The sequence below is a fragment of the Pseudomonas sp. CGJS7 genome, assembly GCF_036961695.1.
Window position 1 is genome coordinate 1 of sequence record NZ_JBAMDI010000122.1, and the last position, 17,942, is coordinate 17,942.

Below are 17,942 nucleotides of genomic sequence, written 5' to 3' on the forward strand. Positions count from 1 at the left end.
ACCGCGGCGAAATTGCGGTAGTACTGGCCGCGGTTGAGCATCTGCTGATGGCCGATGCCGGTGGCGTTGCATTCGATGCCGCCGTTGATGGCGCGAATGGTTTCGCCGAACGCGCGCAGGTTCACCATCGCCTGATGCGGGGTGTTGCTGGCGCCGCCGCGTTGGGTCATCCAGTACCACAGCGCGGTCTGCCAGGAGATCGCCGAGTTGGTCGCGACCCAGTCTGGGTTGTTGAGCAGGTCCAGGCCGAGCGCGTTGCCGGCGGCGGCGTAGTTGTAGTTCCAGCTCAGCTGGATCGGGCCGCGGCCGTAGTACTGCTTGCCGCCGCAGGTGCCTTGCGGCTGGCAGTAGTGGTCCCAGTTGGCCTGGTTCAGTTCGCGGATGTGGACCAGACCGCCGGTCTCCTGGTTGACGTTGGCCAGGAACGCCGCCGCTTCCTGACGGGCGATGGTGTCGCCGCCTTCCTTGGCGAATTGGGGATACGAGCGGATCGCCGCGACCAGGCCGGCGTAGGTATAGAACGGGTTGCGGTTGGGGAACATCTGGTTGAACTGCGCTTCGGTCACCACGAAGCCGCCGGGCTGCGGGTTGTTATCGCAGGTGGTCGGCTGCCAGTACCAGGTGCTGATGGTCGGGTCGGTGCCGTCGCTGCCGTTGGTGCCGACGTTGACCAGCTTGTAGAACTGGCCGTTGGGCGGGTAACGCACGATCGTGCCGAGCGTGTAATTCACTCCGCGCGTCCAATCGACGTAGTTGCAGGCCGCGGCGGGGCCGACGGCGGTGTTGCCGTAGGCGTCGGCGGAGTCGGTCGGGGGCAGTTGCGGGTTGGCGAAGGCGGCGGGGGCGCAGAGCAGGCCGAACAGGCCGGCGGCCCAGGCGCCTGCACGGCGCGGGTGGATGCGTGCGTTCATTTCGATTCCTCAGGGTGTGGGCTCTGGTTCCCCCCGGGACTGCGCACGCCGCGCGCGGGCGGCGATGCGTGATTTGCGATGTGCGGCGATCTAGTGGTTATGGCGTTGCGGCCCGCCGGCGGCCGTGCCGCGGCCGGTGCGATATCCGGACGTGCCGCACTGGGGCGGCGGGCATGGCAGCGCTGTCATTCGAGCTGGGGCGACTGTAACCACGGGATTTGGATGAATCCGGGCAGCGGTCGCGAAAAGCGCCGCGACCGCGCAATATCGGCGCGTTCCGCCGTGCGGGTACGTTGCCGGCGCGACCGCGGTCGCATTTGCGTTGCGATGCGGCAACCGTTTCCGGGCGCGACGGGGTATAAACCGGCATGTGCCGGCGCCAGCGCGCTGCCGGCCGGCGTCATGAGCCCGTCCCCCGTTCCCCCGGCCGCGCCGCGGCGAGGTATCGCGATGAACCATCGAACCCATACGTTCGCCGCCACCGCCGTCGCGCTGGCGTTGAGCTTGCTGTTGAGCGGCTGCGGCGAGCAGGCCGAGCGCGAAGCCGCAGCCAAGCCGCAGCGCGCGGGACAGGCGCTGGATCCGGCCGATACCGCCGCGCGTCTGGTCAAGATGCGCAGCCAGGCGCTCGGCGGGGACCAACAAGGTTTGCAGGAAAATCTGCAGGCGCTCAATGCCGATGTGAACCGCTCGATCCGTCTGGCCGATCCGGGCCGCAAGGTCGACCGCGAGAACGCGCGCATCGTCGCCAAGGGCGTGCAGGGCGTGCGCTCGGTGGCGTGGATCGACAACGAGAATCTGTTCGTGATCGTCAACCGCAATGCCGAACGTACCTACGCCACCATCGATGCCATCTGCCTCCAACTGGAACCCTTGGGCGACACCTTGGGCGTGGTGGTCAACGTGCAAAGCGGCGCGGCGCGTACCGGCGACGAACTGGAAATCCTCAGCCGCAATTGCCAGTTGCCGCCCGGCGAGCGGGCGATGATGCAGGCCAATCGCCAGGTCGACGCGCTGCCGCCGCAGATCCGCGCCCAGCACCGCGCCAACGCCGACGCGGCCTTGCGCGCCGAGCGCAGCGAGGACCGGCAGGAAAGCGACCGCATCATCCAGGCCAATACGCCGGAGATGTAAGGGCGGGGCGGGGACTCGCGGATCGAGGCCCGCGGTGGGGTGTGCCGGACGCGGCGATGACCGACAATGGCGGCCCCACAACCCGGAGGTGAACCATGATCCAGCGATTCGACGTCGGCGCCCGCTTGTCGGAAATGGCCGTGTACAACGGCGTGGCCTATCTGGCCGGACAAGTGCCCGACAGCGAGGATCTCGACATCGCCGGCCAGACCCGCGAGACCCTGGCCTCGATCGACGCGCTGCTGGCGCGCGCGGGCACCGACAAGAGCCGGATTCTGATGGCGCAGATCTTCCTCACCGACATGGCCGATTTCGCCGGCATGAACGCCGTGTGGGACGCCTGGGTCGTCGCCGGCCACACGCCGCCGCGGGCGACGGTGCAGGCGCCGTTGGCGAATCCGAAGTTCAGGGTGGAGATTGTGGTGACGGCGGCGGTGCCGGTGGTCTGAGCGTTCGCATTGCGCCGTCCGTACTGGGGCAAGTTTGCGCCAGTACATTCGATTGCGACGCGGCCGGCGGTGGCCGCGCCGCGCTCGCATCGAGTTCCAGTGCGCGCTGTTTTTTCTGTCGGCTGCGCCAAGCGCTGCGCCAGATAGCGCATTGTCGGTGCTGGAAGTAGTTCATCTTGCCTTCGGCGATTACGCCGATGCATTCGTTTCGACAAGCGAACTTGATCGCGCAGGCGACGCCGCGGTTCTTTCTTTCATTCCATGAGCGCTTTGGTCTCAGCGCTGTCTTTGCGCGTCAGTCATACGGCAGTCCCGAATGCGGCGTTGTATTCATCGGTGGCGATGGAGCTCCGGCGCTCGCAGTCGACTGTGGCCGCTCGATGATTTCGGGCTTTATTGTGAGCGCTGTCGAATCGCGGTAAACGCATACGTTTGCGCTCGATCGATAGCGAAATGAACGCGGGTTCCGGCCTTTCCGGAAGTCATCGCCGGATTGAGTTTGTCGCCAGCTCAACATCTGTGCGGCGCCGCGCGAAAGCGCCGTGTTTTCGGCTGTGACGTCGATCAAGACTTTTATGGGGCGTGCCTGGGATGTCGATCCGTTTAGCAATGTAGATCACGTTCAGGCACAGGTTCCATGTTCTGTGATCGCCCTCAACGAACATTTAGAAGCGCCGTTCGTATTGGCGTGGACGCGATTCCCTCGCGGGGCGCAGTGTCGGCGAGCGTCCTTCGACGCACGCAGCACGGACGTTGCTGTCCGGTGTTTTCCAAGATCGAACCCACTCCGTCGTCGCCCGCGCGGGCGATGTTCGCCGAACCTTTCTGGAGAAGAACCGAATGAACCGTCGCCACATCCCGCTCACGGCTCTGGCCGTGGCTTTGGCTGTCGTACCGATGTTGTCGTTCGCGCAGAACGCGCGCGATTTCGAGTTGGATCTGGGCGGCGTCCGCTTCGATCCGCTCAAGAGCAAACCCGTGCAAGCGGCCAGCGCCTGGGGGCGCACTCGCGCCGACGGCGAGGATTGGCGGCTGGTGCAGTTCAAGGGACCGGTGCAGCAGGCGTGGTTGGACGAGTTGCGTCGCGCCGGTCTGGAGCCGGTGCAGTACCTGCATCCTTACACCTACATCGCCTGGGGCAAGCGCGATGCGCTGAATCGGTTGGCCGGGCAGGCCGAGGTGCGTTGGAGCGGCGATTTCCTGCCCGCGTATAAGGTCCAGCCGGAACTGCGCAAGGCCGCGGCCGGCGCGGTGCAGGTCAATGTGGTCAGCCGTCGCGGCAGCGCGCAGTTGGGCGCGACGTTGAGCAAGCTCGGCGTCAGCGATGTCGGCAGCGGCGTCAAGGTCGTCGATCGCGGCTTGCAGACCCAGACCTTGCAGGTGCCGGGCGATCAGATCGCCGCCTTGGCGCAAACCCCGGGCGTGTACAGCGTGCAGACCGTGCCCACCGACGGCGGTCTGCGCGGCGAGATGAGCAGCCAGATCAACGCCGGCAACGTCAACGCCAGCAACCTGGCCGTGCCCGGTTACCTGAGCTATCTCAGCACCGCGGGCGTGAACGGCACCGGCGTGATCATGGCCAATGTCGACGGCGGCATCTACCACACCCATCCGGATTTGACCGCGCGCATGACCACTTGCACCGGCACGACCTGCGGCGGTTCGGCCAGCAGCGCGCACGGCACTCATACCGCGGCGATCATGGCCGGCGACGGCGCGTCCAATGTCCGCGCCAGCGCGTCGACCGGCAGTTTCCTGCGCGGCCTCGGCGTCGCTCCGGGCGCGAAGCTGGTCGAGCAGGTGTATTCGCCGTTCTTCACTCAGCCCGGCGGCATGCTGTTGCTGATGACCCAATCGGTGCGCAACCGCGCGACCATTTCCGGCAACAGCTGGGGGCCTTCGGGTTCGCCGCGCGGTTATGACGCCGACACCCGTCAGGTCGACGTGGGCGTGCGCGATGCCGATCCGGATGCGCCGGGCGATCAGCCGCTGAACTACGTGCTGTCGTTCATGAACGGCAACGGCGGCACCCAGAGCCAGGGCTCGCCCGACGAAGCCAAGAACACCTTCACCGTCGGTTCGACCAAGGGCCAGAGTTCGGCGACGGTGCAGATCGCGGCGATCAACGATCTGTCCAGCAACACCGCGCACGGTCCGGCGCGCGACGGGCGCCGCATCCCGGGCATCGTCGCGCCGGGTTGTTCGATCGATTCGGCCAACAGCGCCACCGGCCACGGCCTGATGTGCGGCACCAGCATGGCGTCGCCGCAGGTGGCCGGCGCCAGTGCCTTGTTCACCCAGTACTACCGCAACAAGTTCGCCGGCGCCACGCCGAGCCCGGCGCTGACCCGCGCCGCGTTCACCGCGGTGGCGCAGAACCTGGTCGGCAAGCTCGATGCCGACGGGGTGGTGTTGACCACGGCGCCCGACGCCAAGCAGGGTTGGGGCCGGATGCTGATCGATCCGGTGCTGCGTCCGGCGCAAGCGGTGCAGTACGTCGATCAGACCCACGTGTTCAACAACAGCGGCGAAACCTGGACCCGCACTTTCACCGCCGCCGATGCGACCAAGCCGGTGCGGATCATGCTGGTGTGGACCGATGCGCCGGGTCATGGCTTGGGCGGGACTACGCCGGCCTGGAACAACAATCTGGATCTGCGCGTGACCGCGGGCGCCAACACGTATCTGGGCAATGTGGTCGCCAGCACTGGGTGGTCGGCGACCGGCGGTACGGCGGATGCGCGCAACAACAACGAGGGCGTATTCCTGCAGCCGTCGCAGCATGGCGGCAGCGTCAGGGTCGAGGTGCGTGCGACCGATATCAACTCCAACGGTCTGCCCAATTCGGGCGACGATACCGATCAGGATTTTGCGCTGGTTTGCTACAACTGCGCGGCGAGTTGAGCGCGGCGGCGCCGTTTGGACGGTGTCGGCGATGACGGGGGCGGCTACGGCCGCCCTCGTTTTTTGTTGGATCGGGTTGGTTAGGGGGGGGCGCGTCGTGTGTGCGGTGGCGCGGTCGCGGCTTGCGCCGCTCCTACAGGTAGGCCATGCAGGTGCGCAATCGACATGGCCTACCTGTAGGAGCGGCGCAAGCCGCGACCGCGCCAATACAACCACGCCGCTGCCGCAGGCACCGCGGCGTTCAATCCGCCTCGGGCAATGCGTAGGTCTGCTTGGAAACATCGAACGCGACGACCTGCTCGCTCTGCTTGCTCTTGCCGTCGGCGATTTGGGTGGTCTTGGTGACCCGCAACGGGAAGAACGCTTTGCTGGTGTCGCTGTCGTCGGCCACCAGGGTGTACTCGCTGTCCTGGTCGTCTTCGGTCATGCGCGGGATGTCGCTGAGGTCGAGCATCTTGCCGTCGACCGGTGCGATCAGGCTGTAGCTGCCGACGACGATGCCTTGCCATACGCCGCCGCTGCTGAAGTGCCAGGCGTAGCGTTGGGCGCCGATGCGGATCAGCTTGGCGTCTTCGCAGCCGCAGTTGCCGTTGCTGCCGAAGGTCATGGCCTTGTCGCCGGCCAGCAGGCGCCAGGAGCCGTCGTCGGCGAGCGCGAGCTGGAAGGCGCCCATCAAGCCGGGGCTGGGGTGGCCGTAAAGGTATTCGGGCTGGTCGATGTCGACGGCGTTGGCCGCGAACGCGTACACCTGTTGTTGGCCGTCCACCTCGATTTGTTGAACACCCTGCGCGCGCATGCAGTAGTTGCCGCCGTCGTCGGCGAGTTCGGAGGTGAATTTCCAGCAGCGGTGTGCGGCGTCGTAGTTGTCCTTGCCGTATTGCTGGTCCATCACTTGCCTGGCGATGGCTTGCAACTGGGCCGGATCGAGGTGTTGCGCGGGTGGTTTGGCCGGCGTCGCGGCGGGCGCGGTCGCGGCCGGCGGGTTCTGCGCCGGTGCGGTGGGCGCTTCGCGCTTGCAGGCGGGCAGCAAGGCGGCGGTGCCGATCAGGGCGGCGGTGAGCAGGCGGGAATGGGACGTCCCTTCCATTGACAACTCCTTGGGCGATTGCGAATCGCGACGATAAGCGGTGGCGTGGGTTGGCGCCAGGGTGGTGTTGTCTGAATGGCTGAACGGTTGTGGGCGTGCGGGTAAGAGCGAAGTCAAAATGGATTCCGGCTTTCGCCGGAATGACGGTAGGAGGGGGCGCGGGTTTTTGTTGGCGGCGCTAAGCCGCAAGGGCTTGTTCGCGGCGGCGCGCGGCCTCCATGAAGGCCATCAGCAGCGGGCGTCCGGGCAGCAGTTCGGGGAAGCGGTGGTCGTGGAATTCCGGGTGCCATTGCACGCCGACCACGAAGTTTTCGCCGGTGCCGCGAATGCATTCGGGGATGCCGTCGTCCGACCAGGCTTCCACTTCCAGGCCCTCGCCGAGTTGCTTGACGCCTTGATGGTGGATCGAGTTGACCTGCGGGTCGGCGACTTGCGGATACAGCGAGGCCAGCCAGCCCGATTCGCGCATGCGCAGGGCGTGGGCGTGTTCGTCGTATTGCGCGGGGATGTAGTGCTGCGAGCGGGTCGCACCGGCGCCGACCAGATCCTGATACAGGCTGCCGCCGTGGGCGACGTTGATCAGCTGCATGCCGCGGCAGATGCCGAGCACCGGCTTGCCGGCGTCGACGAAGGCGCGCAGCAAACTCAGTTCGAAGCGGTCGCGCTCGGGGTCGGTGGTCATCAACAATTCGCTGGGGCGCTCGCCGTAGGCCACCGGGTCGATGTCGGCGCCGCCTTGCAGGATCAGCCCGTCGAGCGAGCGGGCGTAGTCGCGCACCGACAGGTCGGTGGCCTGGACCGCGCCCTCGGCGTCGACGGTGGGAATCATCACCACCATCGCGCCGCTGGCCATGACCCAATGCGCCATCGATTGTTCCAGGTACTGCAGGGTCTTGTTGCGGAAGCCGTATTCGGGCGGCAGGTTGCGCATCATGCGCGGCGACAGGCCGATCAGCAGTTTGCGGGCGTGCGGTTGCATGGCGGGGTATCCGGAAGGCGGGGAGTCAGTCGCTGAGCGGGTCGGGTACGGTGGTGTGCAGCAGCCAGTCGACCACGGCCTTGAGCGCGGTGGCGCGGTTGGCGCCGTCGGAGCGTTGTTGGCGATAGATCGCCAACTGGGTGTGGGCGCTGGTGCCGCGGGCGACGATATCGTCCAGTGCGGTCAGCGCCTGGGTGCAATCGAGCTGGCGCGCGTCGTCGGCGCACAGCTCGCGCAGGCGTTGCAGTTGCGCAAGCGCCGGCTCGGTGCGGCCTTGTTCGTCGATGAAATCGGCCTGCAAGCCGAACCGTTTGGCCCGCCAGCGGTTCTCGTCGATGATCCGGCGCGCGCTGGCGTTGCACGGCGGCGCATCGGCCGGGCGTTCGCACAGGTGGCGCATCAGGCAGCGGTACAGCGCGGCGATCGCCAGACTGTCTTCCAGCCGGGTGCAGGCGTCGGCGATGCGCAGTTCCACGGTCGGGAAATTGGGCGAAGGCCGGATCGCCCACCACAGCGAGCTGGCGTCGGCGATTGCGCCGGCGCGCTGCAGCACCGCGGCGAAGGCGTCGTATTCGGCTTCGTCAGCGAAGAAATCCGGGATGCCGGTGCGCGGCCATTCGTCGTACATGGCCTGGCGATAGCTCATCAGGCCGGTGTTCCAGCGGTCCCAGAACGGCGAGGAGGTGGACAAGGCCAGCAGCAGCGGCAGCCACGGCATCGCCCGGTTCATCACTTGCACCCGGTCGACGCCGTCGGGCAGTTGCACGTGCACGTGCAAGCCGCAGACCTGGCTGCGCCGGGCGATGATCTGGAAGTCTTCGACCAAACGCCGATAGCGCGGTTTGTCGGTCTGGGTCTGTTCGCGCCATTGCCCCAGCGGATGGGTGCCGGCGGCGAGCAAGGCCAGTCCGTGCTCGTGCGCGAGTGCGGACAGACCGCGGCGCAGCTCGCCGAGCTGGCGCCGCGCCTGGGCGATGTCGCATTGCACCGGCGAGGCGATTTCGATCTGCGCTTGCAGCAACTCGCTTTCGATCGATTCGCCCAGTTCGGCGCGGGCGCGTTTGAGCAAGCGCGTGGGCACCTGGGCGGCGAGCAGGCGGCTGTGCGGGCGAACGAGGAAGAACTCCTCCTCTATGCCGAAGCTGTAATCGCACGACGCGTTCATCGCCGGCGATCCTGGGACTGCGACCGGATGGGGTTCGTCATGCCCCCACGGTAGCGTCCGATATGTAAGCGCGAGTTGAAGGGCGCGCGAGGGGCCGGGGTACGGCCACCTCGCGCGCGAACACGGCGGTTACTTCAGCGGCAGCCGAATCGCGGTCTGCCATTGTTCCGGCGGCAGCCGCGAGGCGTCGTTGAGGTATTCCTCATGCACCGGCGCGTCGCCGGCTTCCTCGCCGCTGGCCGGCAGCCAATGGCAGAACAGCCAGTCGTAGGCGCGCGACAATTCGGTGTAAGGGCCGGTGTGCACGACCACCGCGTGGCGGCCGCCGGCGATTTCGATCCAGCGCATGCCTTCGCCGGGCTGGCTGTCGGCGGGCACCATCAAGCAAGCATCGGCGCGCAGTTGTTCGGCCGGGGTGTCGGCGGGGCTGTCGTAGAAAATGCCGAAGCCGCGGGTATGCGGGCCCAGCAGGCCCTTCGGCCCGGCCCAGCCGTACAGGCGCTGGAAGCTGGCGCCGATGCTGGAATATTCGCCGCGGTGCGGCAGCGCGATCGCGCGGACCGGCGCGATGGTGGAAATCTGCGCGGTGTACATGAGGTTCTCCAAAGTAGGGTCGTAATCCGCGCGAGCGAACTCGGGCGGGGCGACACGACGTTTGCGGAACATCGCCGGGGCTTGTCCGTAGGTGGCGCCGAAGGCCCGGGTGAACGCGGCCGTGCTGGCATAACCGGCGTGGGCGGCGATCTGGGCGATGCTGCGCTGGCCTTTGAGCAGTTCGTGGGCGGCGCGATGCAGGCGCAGGCGGCGCTGGGTGCTGGCGATGGTTTCGCCCATCAGGCCGCGGTACATGCGGTGAAAATGAAACGGCGAGAAATGGCCGACTTCGGCCAACTGGCTCAGGGTCAGGGGCTGATCCAGGCGCTCCGACAGGAACGCCACGACTTTCTCGATACGCGCGCTGTACTGGTCGAACGTGCTGCTGCGGGCCAAGGCGATGCTCCGTGGTGGTCGTGCCGGGGCAGTGTGGGCAACCGGTGTTGATCGAGGTTGCGCAATTGCGGCGGCGCGGTTGGCGCGCAGGATACAGCGCGGGTCGCGGACGGGGCAGCGCGCTTGCGTGGCGTGATCGGCTCGGATCGGCGTCGATGCGGCCGCGGCATCCGCATCATCGTCGCGGACACGCGAACGCCCCACATCGCCGAAGCGATGCGGGGCGAACGTTATCGTCGGGGGTGGCCGCCGGGCGAACCCGGCGGCCGGTAGCGCTCAGCTCAGTCGATGGTCACCGCGGTCACCGGCCGGGTCGCGTTGACGGTGATCGTCGACGGGCTGGCCACCGCTTCCACGCGCACGCCGACCAGACCCAGGCCGCCCACCGACACGCTGCCGCCCAGGGTCAGCGCGGCCGGCTGATGCAGCACGGTGACGTTGCGGGTGCCCGCGCCGAGCGCGGTGGCGTGGTTGAGGGTGAGCGCGCCGCCGACCGGCACTTCGATCGGCAGGCCGAGTACGGTCAGGCGCAGGCTGCCGCCGACCGGCACGGTGAAGTCGCGCGGAAGCGGCGAGGGCAGGGTGATGACGTTGCCGCCGGCCACGCGCACATCGGCGATGGTCGAGGTGGCCTGGCATTGCAGCGTGCTGTTGCCCGACAGCGAATCGCAGGCCAACGAGCCGCGCAGGCCCTGCGCGGTGACCAGGTTCTGCACCAGGCTCAGGCCGGCGGCTTCGGAGAAACCGTCCAGCGCGGTCGCGCCGGTGAGGTTGGTGTAATCGGCGCGCTGGTGCACGGTGTCGAGCTTGATCACGTTGACCAGGCCGAGCAGGCCCACGTCGATGCCGAGCGCGCTCTTTTCGTCGCTGCCCGCCGCGGTCCGCTGCGCCTGAGCGGTGCACGGCAGCGGCAGGGTGGTGTTGAGGCCGAGCACGGTGACGGTGACGCTGCCGCTGACGGCGCAGGCCTTGACCGTGGCCGCGGCGACTTCGGAACTTTGCGCGGCGGCGTTGTTGGCGGCGAAGGCCAGGCCCAGGGCGCAAGCGACGGCGCTCAGGCGGACGGAGCGGAGGGTGTGTCGGTTCATGGTGATTACCTGCTCGATTGATGAGTGAAAACATGGGTGGATTGCGGGGAGGCAATCCGTTGCGGCGGTGGCGTGCGCGGATCGTTGTCGCTGATGACGGACATCGCGCAGCCGCCGTCCACGGCGCGCGCCGTTGCGGTTGGGTTCGGATGTCCGCGATGGATCCCGGGAACCTGGAGTCGGCCGTGGCCGCTCCGGCAATTGCAGCCGGCGCGCAAACCTCGCGAGAGCTGGGCTTGGACGCTAAAGAGACGCGTGAATCGTTCGGGTTATGAGCCGCATCCGTTGCGTCGTGGCGTCGATACCGGGAGTGCCGGCGCCGCGTGGGTGGTGCGCGAGCAAGAGTAGAAAACCCGCGCGACGCGAAACCTTGATGCGCCGCGCATTAGCCGCAGGGCTTAGTTCCGATTGCCTGATCTGCGATGGATTCGCCGCTGCGCGTGTGCGTGCGGATCGGTTGCTAGCGCTTGATCGCTTGCAGTTTCGCGCGCGCGGCGGCAGGGATGTGCGCGGCATCGATCCGGCGCCGTGATGGGGTTCGGCGTTTGCCGGCCGATTGCGCGTGGATACGCCGGCGTACTTGGTTTTCGCTGTTTCCAGGCGAGAAGTTTGGTTTTCGCCGCGCGCAAAAATGCGACTGCGAAGAGGATGCGCAGTGAGCGGACGATGAGCGAAAGTGAGCGATCTCGTTCAGCGACGATCGAACGCGCCGCGTTCTTGCGCGCTCAACGCCGGCGTCACCGCGCGGCCTTGTTCGGCCGATTGCACCGCCGCTTCCAGCACCGCCATCAACGCCACCGCCTGCGCCGGCGTCACCGGATTGGCGCCGAGTCCGAGCACCGCGTCGCGCACCGCCATGTAGTAGCGGCGCTGATCGCCGGCCGGTGCGGGCAGGGCGCTGTGGCCGTGTTCGTCGTGCCAGACGAACGCATCGTCGTCCTCGCCCCAGCCCGCGGCGCCCGGAATCACTCCGGCCAGCAACTGCGCTTCCTGTTGGTCGGCGCGCGGCTTGAGCAGACTGCCGCGAGTGCCGTGGACCACGAACCGCGCGCTGCCGCCGGCGGCGAGCATGCCGGCGTGCAGGATCGCCCGGCGCTGGCCGTATTCGAACAGCACATGCGCCCAGTCGGCGACCACCGCGCCGGTGCGCTGCACCGCGATGCTGGCGACGACCCGGTCGGGCACGCCGAACAAACACAGCGCCTGATCGGCCAGATGCGGCCCCAGATCCCACCACACGCCGGTGCCGGGACCGGCCTGCTCGCGCCAGCGTTCGCGCACCTGCGGGCGGAACCGGTCGATGTGCGATTCGAAATGCACCACCTCGCCGAGCCGGCCTTCGTCGATGGCCTGTTTGACCCCGAGGTAATCGCTGTCCCAACGCCGGTTCTGGAACACCGACAGCAACCGCCCGTGGCGCTCGGCCAGCGCGGTCAGTTCGCGCGCCTCGCCGATGTCCAGGGTGAAGGGCTTGTCGACCACCACGTGCTTGCCGGCGGAGAGCGCGGCGCGCGCGAGCGGGGCGTGGCTGTCGTTCGGGGTGGCGATCACCACCAGATCGGCGCGCGGATCGGTAACCGCGGCGAGCGGATCGCCGATCACCTCGACATCGGGACGATCGGCATGGACCTTGGCCGCGTCGCTGGACCCGATCAGCGTCAACGCCAGCCCCGGCGTGGCGGCGATCAGCGGGGCATGGAAGGTCTTGCCGGCGAAGCCGTAACCGACCAGCGCGACGCGGAGCGGGGCAGAGTGCATGCGGCGTACTCGTGGGGAGAGTGGGAACCATGCCGGATCGCAGCGGCCGCGGCCAGTAGCTGCCGTGCCGGTTTTGCCGAATGTGCGCGCGGGCTTTGCGCAGCGGGCATCGGATCGGGTATCAAGACGATGTCCCCTGTCCGGAAACCCCGATGAGCGCAGCCGTCCCGGCCCCCGCCAACTCTCCCGCCCGTGTGCTGTTCGCGAGCCTGATCGGTACCACCATCGAATTTTTCGACTTCTACATTTACGCCACCGCCGCGGTGCTGGTGTTTCCGAAGCTGTTTTTCCCCGCCGCCGACCCGACCACCGCGACCTTGCAATCGCTGGCGACCTTCGCCCTGGCGTTCTTCGCCCGGCCGGTCGGCGCGGCGGTGTTCGGCCATTTCGGCGACCGCATCGGGCGCAAGGCGACCCTGGTCGCGGCGCTGCTGACGATGGGGTTGTCGACCGTCGCCATCGGTTTGTTGCCCACTTACGCCAGCATCGGCATCGTGGCGCCGGCGCTGCTGGCGCTGTGCCGCTTCGGCCAGGGGCTGGGCCTGGGCGGCGAGTGGGGCGGCGCGGTGTTGCTGGCGACCGAGAACGCGCCGCCGGGCAAGCGCGCCTGGTACGGCATGTTTCCGCAGTTGGGCGCGCCGATCGGGTTTTTCCTGTCGACCGGCATCTTCCTGCTGCTGACCGACACGATGGGCGACAAGGCCTTCTTCGCCTGGGGTTGGCGGATTCCGTTCTTGGCCAGCGCGGTGCTGGTGTTCGTCGGTTTGTGGGTGCGCTTGCGGATCAGCGAGACGCCGGCGTTCCAGAAGACCATCGACCAGCACGAGCGGGTCAAGGCGCCGATGCTCTCGGTGTTGCTGCGCCATCCGGGCGCGTTGCTGGCGGGCACGTTCTCGGCGCTGGCGACCTTCGTGCTGTTCTATCTGATGACCGTGTTCGCGCTGAGCTGGGGCACTTCGCGGCTGGGTTATTCGCGCGAACAGTTCCTGCTGCTGCAACTGGGCAGCGTGTTGTTCTTCGCCGCGACGATTCCGCTGTCGGCGTTGTTCGCCGACCGGCGCGGGCGCCGGCTGACGATGATTCTGTCGACCCTGGCGGTGATGGGCTTCGGGGTGTTGTTCGAGACCTTGTTCGCCAGCGGCAGCGCCTGGGGCACCTTGCTGTTCCTGGGCGCGGGCCTGGCGATCATGGGCCTGACTTACGGCCCGCTGGGCACGATCCTGGCCGAGATGTTCCCCACACCGGTGCGTTACACCGGCGCGTCGTTGGCGTTCAATCTGGCCGGCATTCTCGGCGCCTCGCTGGCGCCGTCGATCGCGACCTGGCTGGCGGGCAGTTACGGGCTGGCCTATGTCGGCTACTACCTGGCCGCGGCCGGCGCGCTGACCCTGATCGCGCTGTTGATGGTGCGTGAAGACGACGCCGCCGACTGAGCCGGCGCGTCGCCGCCGCCGGCTTCAGCGGTCTTTCTTGTAGACGTGCTTGGCCGGGCGGATGCCCTTGGGGAACAGCTTGCGCAACCAGCCGCGCGCGGCCGCGTCGGCGCGCAGGGCGATGTCGCGCAGCGGCTGATCGGGACGGCCGCGGAACGAGGTCGGGTGGAAGTATTCGTCGCTAGCGGCGGGGTGGTCGGAAAAATAGTAGTTGGACACGCAGCAGCGCAGTTGATCGCTGAGGCTGGTGGAGACCGAATGCCAGGAGTGCTGGTTGGTGATCATCACCGCCAGACGGTTGAAGCGGCTGACGATGGTGGTCGGCTTGCCATCCGGGCCGTCGGGCCACACTTCCAGATTGCCGCCGTTGGCGTGCTCCCAATCCGGCGAGACGTAATACAGCAGGTTCAACACGCGGTAGCGGTCGCGATCCTTGTCGTGCGAATTGTCCAGATGCGGATTGAGGAAATGGCCGCGGCCCATGACCGAGATGCCGCCCGCGTACAGATGCTCGTCGGGGTACAGCGAACGCAAACCGGTGATCGCGCGCACGCGCTCGACCACGCCCGGCTGCTGGAAGGCGAAGATGATCTCTTCGAGAATCGGCGCGTGCCGGTCCATCTGCGCGGAAATGTACTTGAGCTCGCGCAGGCTCTTGCGCAGCATCATTTGCTCTGGCTGGGGAAACGCTTGGCGGATTTGCGCGGCCAGCTCCGCCGGCAGCAGGTCGTCGACGACGAAATAATGGATCGGTGCGGCGCCCTGCCACTGCTGGGCGGCCTGGTCCAGAGCCTGATCAAGACGCTGCTCGATCAGCGTGCCTATTTCGAAACGATCCATGCGGGGCGAGGGAGTGCTCAGAGGAAGGAAAACGCGGGCCGGGCGGGGCCGGGCCGTTGCCGGCGGTTATCCTACAACGTCTGGCGAGCGCGATTGTTCGTAATTGTCGGCACCGCGCCGCGCGGTCAGCTTGGGTATGGGCTGCTGGTGAGCGCGGCGGATAATGGGCCGGCAGCAGGGCGGCGCAATTTCGGTGGCTGAAAGCAAAGTCGAAATGGGTTGCGGCTTTGGCCGGAATGACGGGGGGCGCGGTTTTGCTTGCGGCCGTCAGCTTTGCTTGGCCTGCATTTCCATCTGGGTCAGGTACAGGCGCAGATCGAATTCGAGCTGATGGTAGTTCGGGCTCATGTGCGCGCACAGTTGGTAAAAGCCCTTGTCGTGATCGCGGTGTTTGATGTGGGCCAGTTCGTGCACCGCGATCATTTCCAGGAACTCGGCCGGCGCGTCGCGGAACAAGCTGGCGATGCGGATCTCGCGCGCGGCCTTGAGCCGGCCGCCGTGCACGCGCGAGATCGCGGTGTGGGTGCCCAGCGCATGTTTGACCACGTGCAGCTTGTTGTCGTAGATCACTTTGTTGAGCGGTTCGGCCTTGCGCATGTAGCGCTCTTTCAGGCCGACCACGTATTCGAACAGCGCCTTGTCGTCGCGCACTTCATGGCCGCCGCTGTAGCGCTCGCGCAGCACCTCGGCCAGCCGTCCGCTGTCGATCAGCGCCCGGACCCGGTCCAGCACGTGCTCGCTGTAACCGCGCAGGTAGCGGAGTTCGTCCATGCGGGCAGGATACGGCAAAGCGGTCCCGGGGCATGAGATCGGGTGCGGCGGCGGGCGCGGAAAAATGCCCGGATCGAACGAAAAAGGCGTGAATACGGGCGAGATCCCGACTTGAGCCGGCACATCCGCCGCCCTATTCTTGCCGGGACACTTTCGCCGCGCGGGCCATCGAACGTGCATTACGATCCGCAAGATACCTCGGAGCTGACCCGAAGCAGTTTCAGCGTCGGCATCGGCAGCCCTGGTTTTCTGGCCGATATGGTCGCGGCCGGAAAAGAGTACGCGAGCGATCTGAGCCGATACCCGTACACGCTGCACGACGCTTTGGCCGCGCACTACATGAGCCTGCGCGGAATGGCGGCGCTGGAGCCGAAGCTGCTGGACGATCTGTTGCGCGGCCACGGCGTGCGCGGACAGATCTTCGCCGCCTGGTTCGCCGCGTTGGCGCCGCATCGGTCCTATCGGCAGCCCTTGCTGGAGGCGCTGGAACCGCCGCACAAGCAACACGCCCTGCATCTGGCGCTGCAGGCGATCGACGAATTGGACGGTGCGGCCGCGACCGAGTCGTCGCTGGCGCTGGCCGAGATTCGCGCATCGTTGTTGGCCTTGCCCCAGCCCGCGGCGCAGTTCAGGCGGGTGCCGACACCGCAGCAGTTGCAGCGCATGGACGTGGAGCGCGAGCGGATCGCGGCGATCTATCGCAGCGACGGCGCCGAAGCCGCGCGCGATAGCATCGAAGGCACGATCTTCGCGTATTACCGTTTGGATCATCGCCAATGGCGGCGGCTGGGTTGTCCCAGTCTTGAGCGCTATCTGGGCGAGATCGCGGCCGACTGAATCGGTCGGCCGCAACCGGAGCCGCGCGAGTCAGAAACTCGACAAACCGCTGGCCTCGCTGAAGCGGTACCAGATCTTGCGCCAGGTCGAATCGTCGGCGTACTTGGGATAGTCGACGCTGATCGCGCGGCCGTCGCCGTTGCTCCAGCTTTGTTCGAAGTAGGCCGCGGCCTGCATCGCCACCGGCGCGTCGGCGCCGGCGACCACGCGGGCGCTGGATTCCAGGTTGTAGTCGTCCAGATTGCGCCGGGTGTAGTTGGCCGAACCGGCGATCAGTTCGATCCGGCCGTCGCGGCCGCTGCGCAGCAGCAGCTTGGCGTGGCATTGCTCGCCGTGGGTATCGCACCAGCGCAGCGGCACGCCGGCCTCATCCAGCTCGGCGCCGACCTGACGATTGGGCACGCCGTTCTTCTTGCGCCCGAACGCGTCTTCGTTGGGGTCCAGCAATACCCGCACGCCGACGCCGCGCTTGTGCGCTGCGATCACCGCATCGACCAAACGGCGGTGCGAGAAATAGAACACCGCGATGTCCAGGCGATCGCCGCTGCGTGCGCCTTCCACCGCTGCGAGTAGGCCGTCGCGGATCTTGGCTTCGGTCAGCACCTGCACCCGCGGCGCCCAGGTGGTGTCGACGATGCTTTCGCGCGGCGCCGCGGTCGGCAGGCCGCGCGGCCAGGCGCCGCCGGACATCGCCACCACCGCGCGTTCGCTGGCCAGCAGGTCCAGCGCGGCCGCGCCGCTGAAGCGCAGCGCGACGTTGCCGTGCAGGCTGCTGGCGTCGTGCGGATTGGCGCTGGCGACCAGCGCGGTCCAGTCGCCGCCTTCGTCCACCACCAGGGTCTTGCGGTGGTTGGCGTTGAGATTGAGCAGGGACAGCCAACTGCGCAGGGTCACTTCGCCGGGGCCGAGCGGATTGGGCAGCCAGCCGCTGCGGTCGTCGTTGCCCAGCCAACTGCAGCACAGATGCCACAGGCCCGACCAGGTCGGGTTGGGCGTGCGCAGTCGGCGCAGATCGGTGACGACCACTTCCACCCCGGCCGCGCGCAAGGCCTGCAAACGCGGCGAGGGCAGGCCGCCGTAGACGGTGTTGATCGGGTCGGTGATCAGCACCGCTTGCAGCGTGGGCACTTCGCGCTTGCGTGCGATCAAGGCGTCGGCGAGTTCCTGGCTGAGCTTGCGGTAGTGGGCGCCGTTGGTTTGGCTGCCGAAATCGTTGAACAGGAATTGGTCGGCGACGACCACGCGTTGGGCCTGGCCGATCAGGCGCAGGGTTTCGTCGAAGACGTGCTGATCGCTGTGGCGGGCCTGGCGCGAGTCGGTCCAGGTGATGTCGGTGAGCAGGGCGACGTTGCCGGCGGTGCGCAGCGGGCCGGCCTGGCTGACGCCGGGCGGCAGGGATTTGTGCACTTGGTAGGCGCCCATGGCGATCCAGGCCAGGGCCAGCGCGGCGGTGGCGAGTTTGAGCCGGCGCCAGCGGCGCGGCGGGGTGGGGCGGTCGGTGTCGGCGGGCATTGGGGCGGTGGGTGCGGGGGAGCTTATGGTGCCATGGCTGTTTGCGGCGGGCCCTCACCCCAACCCCTCTCCCGCAGGCGGGAG

At 67.4% G+C, this 17,942-nt stretch carries 15 protein-coding genes; 5 read left to right on the forward strand and 10 right to left on the reverse strand.

The features are described from left to right. The coding region (locus tag V7787_RS42355) for a glycoside hydrolase family 19 protein (protein ID WP_336093591.1) at positions 1–911 on the reverse strand (911 nt) is incomplete at its 3' end. 450 nt (positions 912–1,361) lie between these two features. Here V7787_RS42355 and V7787_RS42360 point away from each other — a divergent pair. From V7787_RS42360 to V7787_RS42370, 3 genes are all read left to right on the forward strand, one after another. Continuing rightward, positions 1,362–2,045 carry a hypothetical protein gene (locus tag V7787_RS42360; RefSeq protein WP_336093592.1) on the forward strand — a complete coding sequence of 228 codons (684 nt, stop codon included), beginning with the start codon at positions 1,362–1,364 and terminating at the stop codon, positions 2,043–2,045. 95 nt (positions 2,046–2,140) lie between these two features. Continuing rightward, positions 2,141–2,494, forward strand: a complete 354-nt coding sequence (locus V7787_RS42365) for a RidA family protein (RefSeq protein WP_336093594.1) — start codon at positions 2,141–2,143, stop codon at positions 2,492–2,494. A gap of 840 nt (positions 2,495–3,334) precedes the next feature. Next, entirely contained in the window at positions 3,335–5,398 is a 2,064-nt protein-coding gene (locus V7787_RS42370) for a S8 family serine peptidase (protein ID WP_336093596.1), read from the forward strand. 241 nt (positions 5,399–5,639) lie between these two features. Here the strand turns inward: V7787_RS42370 and V7787_RS42375 are convergent, their stop codons facing one another. The 6 genes from V7787_RS42375 to V7787_RS42400 form a co-directional block, all read right to left on the reverse strand. Beyond that, positions 5,640–6,485 (reverse strand): hypothetical protein, encoded by an 846-nt coding sequence (locus V7787_RS42375; RefSeq protein WP_336093598.1) that lies wholly within the window; start codon positions 6,483–6,485, stop codon positions 5,640–5,642. A 178-nt stretch (positions 6,486–6,663) separates the two neighbouring features. After that, positions 6,664–7,464: a gamma-glutamyl-gamma-aminobutyrate hydrolase family protein gene (locus V7787_RS42380; protein WP_336093600.1), complete on the reverse strand. Its 801-nt coding sequence runs from the start codon at positions 7,462–7,464 to the stop codon at positions 6,664–6,666. 25 nt (positions 7,465–7,489) lie between these two features. Further along, positions 7,490–8,629, reverse strand: coding sequence for a carboxylate-amine ligase (locus tag V7787_RS42385; RefSeq protein WP_336093602.1), 1,140 nt, complete (start codon positions 8,627–8,629; stop codon positions 7,490–7,492). Between the two features lie 129 nt (positions 8,630–8,758). Beyond that, positions 8,759–9,619: an AraC family transcriptional regulator gene (locus V7787_RS42390; protein WP_336093604.1), complete on the reverse strand. Its 861-nt coding sequence runs from the start codon at positions 9,617–9,619 to the stop codon at positions 8,759–8,761. A 281-nt stretch (positions 9,620–9,900) separates the two neighbouring features. Continuing rightward, entirely contained in the window at positions 9,901–10,707 is an 807-nt protein-coding gene (locus V7787_RS42395; RefSeq protein WP_336093605.1) for a hypothetical protein, read from the reverse strand. Between the two features lie 690 nt (positions 10,708–11,397). Further along, entirely contained in the window at positions 11,398–12,465 is a 1,068-nt protein-coding gene (locus tag V7787_RS42400) for an oxidoreductase (RefSeq protein ID WP_336093606.1), read from the reverse strand. A gap of 152 nt (positions 12,466–12,617) precedes the next feature. On the opposite strand from V7787_RS42400, the gene V7787_RS42405 reads away from it, so the two are divergent. Beyond that, entirely contained in the window at positions 12,618–13,898 is a 1,281-nt protein-coding gene (locus tag V7787_RS42405) for an MFS transporter (RefSeq protein WP_336093608.1), read from the forward strand. Between the two features lie 24 nt (positions 13,899–13,922). Here the strand turns inward: V7787_RS42405 and V7787_RS42410 are convergent, their stop codons facing one another. Both V7787_RS42410 and V7787_RS42415 read right to left on the reverse strand, forming a co-directional pair. After that, positions 13,923–14,738, reverse strand: coding sequence for a 2OG-Fe(II) oxygenase (locus V7787_RS42410; protein WP_336093609.1), 816 nt, complete (start codon positions 14,736–14,738; stop codon positions 13,923–13,925). A gap of 267 nt (positions 14,739–15,005) precedes the next feature. After that, positions 15,006–15,509 (reverse strand): YgjP-like metallopeptidase domain-containing protein, encoded by a 504-nt coding sequence (locus V7787_RS42415; RefSeq protein ID WP_336093610.1) that lies wholly within the window; start codon positions 15,507–15,509, stop codon positions 15,006–15,008. A gap of 42 nt (positions 15,510–15,551) precedes the next feature. Between V7787_RS42415 and V7787_RS42420 the strand changes: the two genes are divergently transcribed. After that, positions 15,552–16,346, forward strand: coding sequence for a hypothetical protein (locus tag V7787_RS42420; protein ID WP_336093612.1), 795 nt, complete (start codon positions 15,552–15,554; stop codon positions 16,344–16,346). A 30-nt stretch (positions 16,347–16,376) separates the two neighbouring features. Here the strand turns inward: V7787_RS42420 and V7787_RS42425 are convergent, their stop codons facing one another. Then, positions 16,377–17,858, reverse strand: a complete 1,482-nt coding sequence (locus tag V7787_RS42425) for a phospholipase D-like domain-containing protein (RefSeq protein ID WP_336093614.1) — start codon at positions 17,856–17,858, stop codon at positions 16,377–16,379. Positions 17,859–17,942: the final 84 nt, after the last annotated feature.